A 12,305-nucleotide genomic window follows, 5' to 3' on the forward strand; every position below is an offset into this window, starting at 1 on the left:
GAGCGGCGGCGATCGGGCCCAGGGAACCAGCCGTACGGAGGGCAGCGACGGTACTGAGGGCAGTCGAGCCGCGGGCGGCTACGGGCCTTAGGATCCCGGCCGTACTGAGGGCAGTTTCCGAGCCGCGGGCAGCTATGGACCTCAGGACCCCGGCCGTACTGAGGGCAGTCACCGAGCCGCGGGCATCGACCGTACTGAGGGCAGCCACGGACCTGGGGACAGCAGTCGTACCGCGGGCAGCAGCCGAACTGGGGGGAGCACAGTGACCGCGCAAGCAGAGCCCTCGGGCCGCCCGGACGCGACGGAGAAGAACGCGACGGAGACGAACGCCGGAGCCGGGCCGGGTGGAGGGCCGGGCGAAGGGACGGCCGCCGGTCCGGGCGAAGGGTCCGGCGCCGGAGTGCCGCCGCAGGGCGGCGGCCCGGCCGGGGTCGACTCGCCGCGCGGGCGCCTGGGCAGCGAGGGCAGAATCCTCAACGTCTTCTCGCACGGGACGCTGATCATCTGGGCGCTGATGGTCACCCTGCCGCTGCTGTGGGCGGTGATGAGCTCCCTCAAGGACGACAAGTCGATCTTCACCTCCCCCTGGTCGTTCCCGACGAGCCTGCACTTCGACAACTGGTCCCGCGCCTGGGACCAGGCCCACATGAGCCAGTACTTCCTCAACTCGATCATCGTGGTGGCCGGTTCGCTCACCGGCACCATGCTGCTGGGCTCCATGGCCGCCTACGTACTGGCGCGGTTCGACTTCCCCGGCAACCGTTTCATCTACTTCCTGTTCGTGGGCGGGATGAGCTTCCCGATCATCCTGGCGCTGGTGCCGCTGTTCTTCGTCATGAAGAACATGGGGCTGCTGGACACCTATCCGGGGCTGATCCTGGTCTATATCGCCTACTCGCTGCCGTTCACGATCTTCTTCATGAGCGGCTTCTTCCGAACGCTCCCGAGCTCGGTCGCGGAAGCGGCGATCATCGACGGGGCGTCCCACACCCGGACGTTCTTCCAGGTGATGCTGCCGATGGCCAAGCCGGGGCTGATCAGCGTCGGCATCTTCAACTTCCTCGGCCAGTGGAACCAGTACCTGCTGCCGGCCGTGCTCAACGTCGGCGACGAGGACAAGAAGCTGCTGCCCCAGGGACTGGTGGCGCTGGCCGTCAGCCAGGGCTACAAGGGCGACTGGTCGGGGCTCTTCGCCGGGCTGGTGATAGCGATGCTGCCGGTCCTGGCCGCGTACATCATCTTCCAGCGCCAGGTCCAGAGCGGGCTGACGGCGGGGGCGATCAAGTAGCGGGCGGGGGAGCCGGGCCCGTACGCCTGTCTTACGGGCCCGGCTCCCCTCGATCAGCGCAGCGTCCAGATCCAGCCCAGCGGCGTGAGTCCCAGGGAGCGGGCGACCGACTGGGAGGCGTGGTTGGCGGCGCTGGTGCTGTAGAAGAGCACCTCCTTGTTCCGGCGCTCGCGCTCCGACCAGGCCGCGACGACGGCCGGGGCGAGCCGCCGGCCGCGGAAGTCCGCGCGGGTCCAGATCCCCGCCTCGGCCGCCGTGGCGTTCGTGGCGGGCGAGAAGCAGATCGATACGGGCGCGTCGTCGTGCACGGCCATCGCCCACTCGCCCAGCTCCCCGGCGATCAGCTCGGCCCACTCGCCCGTCTCCCAGTTTCCGGGGCGCGTCAGCGCCGCCGCGGCGCGCTTGCCGCTCTCGTCGGAAGTGATGAGGGGCAGCGAGGCCGGGGGCCGGGCGGCGAGAGCGGCCGGGAAGACATAGCTGGGGCCGCCTGAGACCTCCCCGGCCGCCGGGCCGAGCGAGTCGGCCAGCCGCTCCAGCGCGCGCGGCGGCTCCCCGGGCGCGTACGGCTGCGCAACCGCCGCCGGCCCGCTGCCCGACGCCTCCGGTCCGCCGCCGGGCTCTCCCGACCCGCCGCCGGGCTCTTCCGGCCCGCTGTCGGGCTCCTCAGTGCCCGGCCGCACCGCGAAGACCCGGGCCCGGGGCGACCAGGCCCACACCGCGCGCACCTTCGCGTCCCGCACGCCCGGCAGTCTCCGGCCGGGCTCCTCCGTGAGCCCGTAGATCGCGTCCACCTCTAGCCGCAGTAGCTGTTCGTCGTCCCAATTCATGCGGTCAGGTTAGGTCGTTGGCGGCCCTCCGCCCCGTCCGGCCACCGGGCCCGGCGGGCGCCCCTGGCTGGTGCGCCGGGCCCGCCGTCGAAGATATGTGCGAATATGGGAAGATTCGCTTCGGGCTCCCCGGTGGATGCCGCCGCTCAAGGTCTTGACGGGATACAACCGGGCCAGCTCAGCTTAGAGTTCACATGTTGGAGACATGGCCGGGCTCCATCGACGTGGTCCGGCCGACGGGGCGGCCGTCGTGCCGCCTGTCGAGGCGGGAGTGGATGGGCGTGGAGACTCCGGGATCGCAGTCGTCGCTGCACCGGGCCAACCTGGAGCGGGTGGTGCGCGCGGTGCGGATGGCCGGGTCGCTCACCCAAGCGGAGATCGCCCGGACCACCGGGCTGTCCGCCGCCACGGTCTCCAACATCGTGCGGGAGTTGAAGGAAGGCGGCACGGTGGAGGTCACGCCGACCTCCTCCGGAGGGCGCCGCGCCCGCAGCGTCTCGCTCTCCGGGGACGCCGGCATCGTCGTCGGGGTCGATTTCGGGCATACGCACCTACGCGTCGCGATCGGCAACCTCGCCCACAAGGTGCTGGACGAGGTGACCGAGCCGCTGGACGTGGACGCGTCCGCCGCGCAGGGGATGGACCGGGCCGAGCTGCTGGTCAGCCGGCTGATCGAGAGCAACGGCATCAGCCGGCGCAAGATTGTCGGGGTGGGGCTCGGCGTCCCCGGGCCCATCGACGTCGAGTCCGGGGTGCTGGGCTCGACCTCGATCCTGCCGGGGTGGGTCGGCACCAATCCGCGGGACGACCTCGGCGCCCGGCTCGGGGTGCCGGTGTACGTCGACAACGACGCCAACCTGGGCGCGCTCGGCGAGCTGGTCTGGGGGAGCGGGCACGGCGCGGCCGATCTCGCGTACATCAAGGTGGCCAGCGGCGTCGGGGCCGGGCTGGTGATCAGCGGGCAGATCTACCGCGGGCCCGGCGGCACCGCCGGGGAGATCGGCCACATCACCCTCGACGAGTCCGGGCCGGTGTGCCGGTGCGGCAATCGCGGCTGCCTGGAGACGTTCGCCGCCGCCCGTTATGTGCTGCCGCTGCTGCACTCCAGCCACGGCCCCGACCTCACCGTGGAGCGGATGGTGGAGCTGGCCCGCGAGGGCGACCCCGGCTGCCGGCGGGTCATCGCGGACGTGGGCCGGCACATCGGCAGCGGTGTGGCGAACCTCTGCAATCTCCTCAATCCGAGCCGCGTCGTGCTCGGCGGCGACCTCGCGGACGCCGGTGAACTGGTGCTCGCCCCCATCCGCGACTCCGTCGCGCGGTACGCGATCCCCAGCGCGGCCCGCCAGTTGGAGGTCGTGCCCGGCGCCCTGGGGAGCCGGTCCGAGGTGTTGGGCGCGCTGGCGCTCGTACTGAGCGAGATGGGCGATTCGACCCTGCTGGACCGGACGCAGCCGACTGTGCAGCCGTCCGACGCCACGGCCCTCGCCTGACCACTGCAGCTCACGCCTCTTGAGTTCACGCAGATAACGAATGGCATCGTTGCCATCTCGTTAAGGATTTACTTATTGACGCCCCCCTGGCAGCCGAGTTGACTTCCAGCCACCTCGGCCGCAACGACGCGGCCTCGTCAGGGAGGTATCTCACGTGAACACGCATCTGCGTCGTGCTGCCGTGGCCGTGGCCGCCGTCTCGATGGCCGCCGGGCTTGCCGCCTGTGGTTCGGCCAAGGAGGCCGGCGACAACGGCGGGAAGAAGAAGGACAAGAGCGGCCCGCTGACCATCGGGCTGCTCCTGCCGGAGAACCAGACCGCGCGCTACGAGCGGTTCGACCGGCCGCTCATGGAGAAGAAGATCAAGGAGCTGGCGGGCTCCGACACCAAGATCGTGTACGAGAACGCCAAGCAGGACCCGTCCGTTCAGCAGCAGCAGGTCGACACCGTGATCACCAAGAAGGTCGACGCGCTGATCCTGGACGCCGTGGACGCCAAGTCCATCGCCAGCTCGGTCAAGAAGGCCGACGACGCGGGCATCCCCGTCGTCGCCTTCGACCGCCTCGCCGAGGGCCCCATCAAGGCGTACACCTCCGTCGACAACGAGCGCGTCGGCAAGATACAGGGCGAGTCGCTGCTCAAGGAGCTCGGGGACAAGGCGTCCAAGGGCCAGATCGTCATGATGAACGGGTCGATCACCGACCCGAACGCCAAGTCCTACAAGAACGGCGCCCACTCCGTGCTCGACGGCAAGGTCAAGATCGGCCGGGAGTACGACACCAAGGAGTGGAAGCCGGAGAACGCCAATCAGAACATGAAGGGCGCCATCGCCTCGCTCGGCAAGGACAACATCGTCGGCGTCTACTCCGCCAACGACGGCATGGCGGGCGGCATCATCACCGCGCTCAAGGGCGCGGGTTACTCCAAGCTCCCGCCCGTCACCGGCCAGGACGCCGAACTCGCCGCCGTCCAGCGCATCCTCTCCGACGAGCAGTTCATGAGCGTCTACAAGCCCTACAAGCCCGAGGCCGACGCCGCGGCCGAGATGGCCGTCGCCCTCGCCAAGGGCAAGTCGCTCGACGGGGTCGCCAAGTCCACCGTCGACAGCGGCACGGCGAAGAAGGTCCCCTCCATCATCGTCACCCCCTTCGCGCTGACCAAGGCCGACATCGGCAAGTACGTCGGCAAGGAAGGTTTCTTCAACCTGGACGAGATCTGCACGGCCAAGTACAAGGGCCAGTGCGACAAGGCCGGGCTGAAGTAACCAGCCTGAAGTAGCCGGCCCTAAGCAAGCCGTCAATTCCCCTGCCCCGTACGGGACTCGCACACGCGGCGCACGCACGTAATGCCATCGCGCGCCGACCCCGTACGGGCCACAGCGCACCCCCGAAGTCCGTCCGGCGCCCAGCGCCTCATCCCACCCCGCCGAGGGCCGGGCGCCGGATGCCACACCCCCGCCGGTCAGGCGGGCGAAGGAGATGATTCACGTGTCCGCTACGCCCGTGCTGGCGTTGCGCGGAGTCTCCAAGCGGTTCGGCGCCGTGCAGGCGCTCACCGATGTCGAACTGGAGATCCACCCCGGCGAGGTGGTCGCCCTGGTCGGCGACAACGGCGCCGGCAAGTCCACCCTGGTCAAGGCCATCGCCGGGGTCGGCCCGGCCGATGACGGCACCATCGAGTGGGAGGGCCGGCCCGTCACCGTCGACCGGCCGCACACCGCCCAGGCGCTGGGCATCGCGACCGTGTACCAGGACCTCGCGCTCTGCGACAACCTCGACGTCGTCGGCAACCTCTTCCTCGGCCGCGAGATCGTACGCGTCGGAATCCTCGACGAGGTCGAGATGGAACGCCGCGCCCGCGAGCTGCTCGCCACCCTGTCGATCCGCATCCCGAGCGTGCGCATCCCCGTCGCCTCGCTCTCCGGCGGCCAGCGGCAGACCGTCGCCATAGCCCGGTCGCTGCTCGGCGAGCCCAAGGTCGTCATCCTCGACGAGCCGACGGCGGCGCTGGGCGTCGAGCAGACCGCGCAGGTCCTCGACCTCGTGGAGCGGCTGCGCGAGCGCGGCCTCGGCGTGATCCTCATCAGCCACAACATGGCCGATGTGAAGGCCGTCGCCGACCGGGTCGCGGTGCTCCGACTCGGCCGCAACAACGGTGTGTTCGAGGTCCGGACCACATCCCAGGAGGAGATCATCTCCGCCATCACGGGCGCCACGGAGAACGCCGTGACCCGCCGTGAGGCGCGTACCACGGAGGCGCAGAAGTGAGTGCGAACCTGTCCCGTACCGAGGGCGACCCCGTAGACGGGCCGGCCGGATCGGACGCCCCGGCTGCCGAGGGCGCCGTGACCGTCGTCGACCCCCGGCTGCTCGTGCGCCAGCAGGGCTTCAAGGGCTACCTCGACGACTTCGGGCGCAAGCTGCGCAGCGGCGAACTGGGCTCGCTGCCCGTGGTCATCGGCTTGATCATCATCGCCCTGGTCTTCCAGTTCCAGGACGCGCGGTTCCTCAGCGCGGGGAACCTGAGCAACCTCTTCGTCGACGCGTCCGGCACCGGGCTGATCGCCGTCGGCATCGTCTTCGTGCTGATCCTGGGCGAGATCGACCTGTCGGTGGGCTCGGTGAGCGGCCTGGCCTCCGCGGTCTTCGCCGTGCTGAACGTCAGCCATGGCATGCCCGAATGGCAGGCACTGATCCTCTCGGTGCTGAGCGGCGCGCTGGTCGGCGCGTTCCACGGCTTCTTCTTCGCCCGGATCGGCGTCCCGGCGTTCGTCGTCACCCTGGCCGGCCTGCTCGGCTGGAACGGGCTGATGCTCCAGATCCTCGGCTCCAACGGCACCATCAACCTGGACGCCGACGGGCTGCTCTCCCAGCTGACCAACTACTACTTCAGCGATGTCGCCGTCGCGTACGGGGTGGCGGTGCTCGCTGTGGTCGTCTTCTTCGGGGTGTCCTTCCTCGGCAGCCGGCGCAGGGAGGCGGCCGGGGTGCCCAGCCGGCCGTTGAGCGAGATCGTGCTCCGCACGGTCTTCATCGCGGTGCCCGCCTTCCTCATCGCCTGGCTGTTCAACAACTTCAAGGGCCTGCCGCTCGCGGTCGTCATCTTCCTGGCGTTCATCATCGGCCTCGACTTCGTACTGCGGCGCACGTCGTACGGGCGCAAGGTCTTCGCGCTCGGCGGCAGCGTCGAGGCCGCCCGCCGCGCCGGCATCAACGTCGTCGCCATCCGGATCTCCGTCTTCGCGCTCTCCGGCACGATGGCGGCGATCGGCGGTCTCTTCCTGGCCTCCCAGCTCAACGCCGCCAACCAGTCCTCCGGCGCGGGCAGCCTGCTGATGAACGCCATCGCGGCGGCCGTCATCGGCGGCACCAGCCTCTTCGGCGGCCGCGGCAAGACCGGGTCGGCGCTGCTCGGCGTGCTGGTCATCCAGGCGATCTCCTCCGGCATGGCGCTGCTGGGCATCGGCGCCGCCGTGCAGCAGATGATCACCGGCGCGGTGCTGCTCGCCGCCGTGGTGATCGACTCGGTGTCCCGGAAGACGCAGAAGACGGCCGGCCGCGCGTAGCCGGGCCTCCCTCGGGCCGATAGCCGGGCCTCTCTCGGGCCGAAGATCTCCGGAGCCCCGCCGGAGCCCTGTACGGGGCCGGGGCGCCCCGGCCCCCGAACGCCGGACGAGCTGGCATACCAGCTCGTCCGGCGTTCGTGTGCTGCCCGAAAGGCGTCGGGAAGGGCCGGGAACAGGCCGTTTCTCGTCTCCGGGCCCGGGCAGTACCCCTGATTTGTCACCCGAATGGGTGACGTACATCGCATAGCCCGACCATCGCCGTCCCAGGCGGAACATTAGACTCGGCAGACCGGCAAAGGCTCGACAGCTCAAAGCAAGGAGGCACAGTGCCAAAGGTGCCGCGCGAAGCGCGCCGTCCAGAGGCGGTGGCGGTCGACGGGCGGGAGCTGTTGACCCGCGTCAACGGACCCCGTGATCTGGACCGGCTGAGCCCGGAGCAGCTGGAGCGGCTGGCCGCGGAGATCCGGTCCTTCCTCGTCGACGCCGTCTCCAAGACCGGCGGACACCTCGGCCCCAACCTCGGCGTGGTGGAGCTGACCATCGCCCTGCACCGGGTCTTCGAGTCCCCCAAGGACCGGGTGCTCTTCGACACCGGCCACCAGAGCTATGTGCACAAGCTGCTCACCGGACGGCAGGACTTCGCCAAGCTGCGTACCAAGGGCGGGCTGTCGGGCTACCCTTCGCGCGCCGAGTCCGAGCACGACGTCATCGAGAACAGCCACGCCTCCACGGTCCTCGGCTGGGCCGACGGCCTCGCCAAGGCCAACCAGGTCCAGGGCCGGGACGACCACGTCGTCGCGGTGATCGGCGACGGCGCCCTGACCGGCGGCATGGCCTGGGAGGCGCTCAACAACATCGCCGACGCCCAGGACCGCCCGCTGGTCATCGTCGTCAACGACAACGAGCGCTCGTACGCGCCGACCATCGGCGGCCTGGCCAACCACCTCGCCACGCTCCGTACGACCGACGGCTACGAACGGTTCCTCGCCCGCGGCAAGGACCTCCTGGAGCGCACCCCGGTCGTCGGCCGCCCGCTGTACGAGACCCTGCACGGCGCGAAGAAGGGCCTCAAGGACTTCATCGCCCCGCAGGGCATGTTCGAGGACCTGGGCCTGAAGTACGTCGGCCCGATCGACGGCCACGACATGGAGGCCCTGGAGTCCGCGCTCCAGCGCGCCAAGCGGTTCGGCGGCCCGGTCATCGTGCACTGCCTCACCGAGAAGGGCCGCGGCTACCAGCCCGCCCTGGAGGACGAGGCCGACCACTTCCACGCCGTCGGCCAGATCCACCCCGACACGGGCCTGCCCATCGCCGCCTCCGGCATGGACTGGACCTCCGTCTTCGGCGAGGAGATGGTCAAACTCGGCCGCGAGCGCGAGGACATCGTCGCCATCACGGCGGCCATGCTCCAGCCGGTGGGCCTGACGAAGTTCGCCGAGGAGTTCCCGGACCGCGTCTACGACGTCGGCATCGCCGAGCAGCACGCCGCCGTCTCCGCGGCCGGACTCGCCACCGGCGGGGTGCACCCGGTCTTCGCGGTCTACGCGACCTTCCTCAACCGCGCCTTCGACCAGGTCCTGATGGACGTGGCGCTGCACAAGTGCGGCGTCACCTTCGTCCTCGACCGGGCCGGGGTCACCGGCTCCGACGGCGCGTCGCACAACGGCATGTGGGACATGTCGATCCTCCAGTGCGTCCCCACCCTGCGGATCGCCGCGCCGCGCGACGCCGACCAGGTCCGCGCCCAGCTGCGGGAGGCTGTCGCGGTCGACGACGCGCCGACCGTCGTGCGCTACTCCAAGGGCGCGGTCGGCCCCGCCGTGACCGCCGTCGGCCGGATCGGCGGCATGGACGTCCTGCGCGAGCCCGCCGATCGCACCGCGCGGCCGGACGTGCTCCTGGTCTCCGTCGGCGCGCTGGCCCCGATGTGCCTGGAGATCGCCGGCCTCCTCGACAAGCAGGGCATCTCGACGACCGTCGTCGACCCGCGCTGGGTCAAGCCCGTCGACGAGGCGCTCCCGGCGCTCGCCGAGCGGCACCGCGTCGTCGTCACCGTCGAGGACAACAGCCGCGCGGGCGGCGTCGGCTCGGCCGTCGCGCAGGCGCTGCGCGACGCGGGCGTCGACCTCCCGCTGCGCGACTTCGGCATCCCGCCGCGCTTCCTCGACCACGCCTCCCGCAAGGAGGTCATGGCCGAGATCGGGCTGACGGCGCCGGACATCGCCCGCCAGGTGACCGGGCTCGTCTCCAAGATCGACGGCAAGTACGAGCAGGCCGACGCCGCTGCCGCCCCGAGGGCGGCGGAGACGGCCCGCGACTGAGCGACGCCGGTATCGGCCGACGGTACGAACGCGGCCGCACGGACCTGGTCCGTGCGGCCGCGTTCTCGTGCGGGTTTCCTGTACGGCGCGGCGGGCGCCGGGGCGGTCGCCGGAGTGGACCGGCGGTACGCGACCGGAGGTACAGCCCCGCCCGTGACCGGCCGTACGCGATCTCGCCGTACGTCCGTATAGCCGTGCCGCCGCACCTGTACGCCTGTGAACCCGAGCCTCGCCCGGTCGCCCGTACAGCCGCGCCGTCGCGCTCGTACGTCTGTGAACCTGAGCCCCGTCCGGTACGCCCGTACAGCCGGGCCGCCGCGCCTGTACGTCTGTGAACCCGAGCCTCGCCCGGTCGCCCGTACAGCCGTGCCGTCGCGCTCGTACGTCTGTGAACCCGAGGCCCGCCCGGTCGCCCGTATAGCCGGGCCGCCGCACCTGTACGCCTGTGAACCCGAGCCTCGCCCGGTACGCCCGTAAAGCCGCGTAGCCATGCCCGTACGTCAGTAAAGAGCCGGAGCCCTCGCTCCCCGTACGCCCGTAATGCCGTGCCGCCGTGTCCGTATGGCGTACGTCCATCGGTCCCGGGCCCGGTCCGGGTCCCCCTTCGAGTGGTCCGCGAGGACACCCGGCATGGGCGCCCACGCGTCAGTTCGAGTGAATCCGGCCGCGCAACGCCGCAGGCGATCGGCATGGGGCCGAACATTGCGGAGAATCGCCCAGTTCAGGGCGGGCGACGGCCGAGCAGACGGAGGTGCGGCGATGAGTGGTACGTCGGGGGAGCGGGCGCGCGGCAGCGGAAGAGGCGTTCTGCGGACCAAGACGATCGAGCAGTCGATCCAGGACACCGAGGAGCCGGAGCACTCGCTCCGTAAATCGCTCTCCGCCCTCGACCTCACGGTCTTCGGCGTCGGCGTGGTCATCGGCACCGGCATCTTCGTGCTGACCGGAAAGATCGCGAAGGAGACGGCGGGCCCCGCGGTCGCCCTCGCCTTCGTCGTGGCCGGGCTGGTGTGCGCGCTCGCGGCGCTCTGCTACGCCGAGTTCGCCTCGACGGTCCCGGTCGCGGGCTCCGCGTACACCTTCTCGTACGCCTCGCTCGGCGAACTCCCCGCCTGGATCATCGGCTGGGACCTGGTCCTGGAACTCGCGCTCGGCTGCGCGGTCGTGGCCGTGGGCTGGTCCGGCTATGTGCGTTCGCTGCTGGACACGGCGGGCTGGCAGGTGCCGGACGCGCTGTCCGGGTCGAGCGGCGGGCACTTCGGCTTCGATCTGTTCGCGTGCCTGCTGGTGCTCGGGCTGACGGCCATCCTGATCGTCGGGATGAAGCTGTCCTCGCGGGTGACGTCGGTCGTGGTCGGCGTCAAGGTCGCCGTGGTGCTGCTGGTCGTCATCGTGGGCGCCTTCTTCATCAAGGGCGCCAACTACAAGCCCTTCGTCCCGCCCACCGAGCCCAGCAGCGGCGGCGACGGGCTGGCGGCGCCGCTCGCCCAGGTCATGTTCGGCTTCACGCCCTCCAACTTCGGTGTGATGGGCGTCTTCTCGGCCGCCGCCGTGGTCTTCTTCGCCTTCATCGGCTTCGACATCGTCGCCACCGCCGCCGAGGAGACCCGCAATCCGCAGCGCGACGTGCCGCGCGGCATCCTCGGCTCGCTCGCCATCTGCACCGTGCTGTACGTGGCCGTGTCGGTGGTCGTCACCGGCATGCAGAAGTACAGCTCGCTGACGGTCGACGCGCCGCTCGCCGACGCCTTCAAGGCGGTCGGGCACCCCTTCTGGGCCGGTCTGATCAGCTTCGGCGCGGTGGTCGGCCTGACCTCCGTCTGCATGATCCTGCTGCTCGGCCAGAGCCGGGTGTTCTTCGCGATGAGCCGGGACGGGCTGCTGCCCACGGTCTTCTCGCGCGTGCACCCGCGGTTCGGCACGCCGTACCGCTCGACGATCGCGCTCGGCCTCGTCGTCGCGGTCGTCGCCGGGTTCACCTCGATCGACGTGCTGGCCGAACTGGTCAACATCGGCACGCTGTTCGCCTTCGTCGTGGTCGCCCTCGGCGTGATCATCCTGCGCCGGACCCGGCCCGACGTGCCGCGCTCGTTCCGCACCCCGCTGGTGCCGGCCGTCCCCATCCTGTCCGTGCTGGCGTCGCTGTGGCTGATGCTGAACCTGCCCGCGGAGACCTGGCTGCGGTTCGGGGTGTGGATGGCGCTGGGGTTCGTCGTCTACTTCGTGTACGGGCAGCGGCACAGCCGGGTGCGGCGGGCGGGGAAGCGGTAGCCCGGCGCACCGGGCGCGCTACGCGTCGAACCGGCGCCCGGCGTCGGGCCGTACGGTCCTGGGCCCCGCCACCTCGGCGCCCAGTGCCGCCACGCGCGCCCGCAGCTCCCGGTCGGCCGTCACCACGACGCAGCGCCGCTCGGGCGCGCGGTGCGCGACCAGCTCCACGACGCGGTCGTCCCCGCTGCCGTCCGCCGCGTCGGTCCGTACGCCCGGCACGGAGGCGACCCGGCGGGCCGCGCCCTCCACGACGAGGACGATCTCCAGCGGGGGCTCCAGGGCGGCGGCGGGTAGGCCGTCCGCGGCGTAGGGGGCGAGGCGGTCGCGCAGCCGCTCGGCGGCGCCCTGGCGGTCGCGCCACCAGCCGTCGGGCACCGACCCGACGACGTTCGCCGCGTCCACGATCAGCAGGGTGTGCATGGGGACAGCGTCGCACGCGCCGCGCGGGGGCGCCGGGACGGGAGCCGATCGCGGGCGGAAGCCGCCGCGAGGCCCAGTGATATTGTCGATGGCCATCGGTTTGTGTGCCGGACAGTGCCG

At 70.9% G+C, this 12,305-nt stretch carries 9 protein-coding genes; 7 read left to right on the top strand and 2 right to left on the bottom strand.

All coding sequences use genetic code 11. The features are described 5' to 3' along the window. Positions 1–400: 400 nt before the first annotated feature. Positions 401–1,288: a carbohydrate ABC transporter permease gene (locus tag AB0I22_RS07980; protein ID WP_363130088.1), complete on the top strand. Its 888-nt coding sequence runs from the start codon at positions 401–403 to the stop codon at positions 1,286–1,288. Positions 1,289–1,341: 53 nt separating this feature from the next. On the opposite strand, the gene AB0I22_RS07985 is transcribed toward AB0I22_RS07980, so the two are convergent. Next, a complete protein-coding gene (locus tag AB0I22_RS07985; RefSeq protein WP_363129811.1) occupies positions 1,342–2,115 on the bottom strand; it encodes a GNAT family N-acetyltransferase in 774 nt (257 codons plus the stop codon). 281 nt (positions 2,116–2,396) lie between these two features. On the opposite strand from AB0I22_RS07985, the gene AB0I22_RS07990 reads away from it, so the two are divergent. From AB0I22_RS07990 to AB0I22_RS08015, 6 genes are all read left to right on the top strand, one after another. Then, positions 2,397–3,608 carry an ROK family transcriptional regulator gene (locus tag AB0I22_RS07990; RefSeq protein ID WP_363130089.1) on the top strand — a complete coding sequence of 404 codons (1,212 nt, stop codon included), beginning with the start codon at positions 2,397–2,399 and terminating at the stop codon, positions 3,606–3,608. A gap of 154 nt (positions 3,609–3,762) precedes the next feature. After that, positions 3,763–4,872 (top strand): substrate-binding domain-containing protein, encoded by a 1,110-nt coding sequence (locus AB0I22_RS07995; protein WP_363129812.1) that lies wholly within the window; start codon positions 3,763–3,765, stop codon positions 4,870–4,872. Positions 4,873–5,086: 214 nt separating this feature from the next. Further along, positions 5,087–5,875: an ATP-binding cassette domain-containing protein gene (locus tag AB0I22_RS08000; protein ID WP_363129813.1), complete on the top strand. Its 789-nt coding sequence runs from the start codon at positions 5,087–5,089 to the stop codon at positions 5,873–5,875. Then, complete coding sequence (locus tag AB0I22_RS08005; RefSeq protein WP_363129814.1) at positions 5,872–7,173, top strand: sugar ABC transporter permease; 1,302 nt, start codon at positions 5,872–5,874, stop codon at positions 7,171–7,173. The genes AB0I22_RS08000 and AB0I22_RS08005 overlap by 4 nt, the downstream gene beginning before the upstream one ends. A gap of 386 nt (positions 7,174–7,559) precedes the next feature. Further along, the gene (dxs, locus tag AB0I22_RS08010; protein ID WP_363130090.1) at positions 7,560–9,494 is read left to right on the top strand and encodes a 1-deoxy-D-xylulose-5-phosphate synthase; all 1,935 of its coding nucleotides are present in this window, start codon (positions 7,560–7,562) and stop codon (positions 9,492–9,494) included. Between the two features lie 759 nt (positions 9,495–10,253). Beyond that, positions 10,254–11,765 carry an amino acid permease gene (locus tag AB0I22_RS08015; protein ID WP_363129815.1) on the top strand — a complete coding sequence of 504 codons (1,512 nt, stop codon included), beginning with the start codon at positions 10,254–10,256 and terminating at the stop codon, positions 11,763–11,765. Positions 11,766–11,783: 18 nt separating this feature from the next. Here AB0I22_RS08015 and AB0I22_RS08020 read toward each other — a convergent pair whose 3' ends face one another. Further along, on the bottom strand, positions 11,784–12,185 hold the full coding sequence (locus tag AB0I22_RS08020) for an NTP pyrophosphohydrolase (protein ID WP_363129816.1): 402 nt from the start codon (positions 12,183–12,185) through the stop codon (positions 11,784–11,786). Between the last annotated feature and the right edge of the window lie 120 nt (positions 12,186–12,305).

Source organism: Streptomyces sp. NPDC050610 (assembly GCF_040654875.1).
Taxonomy (GTDB): Bacteria; Actinomycetota; Actinomycetes; order Streptomycetales; family Streptomycetaceae; genus Streptomyces.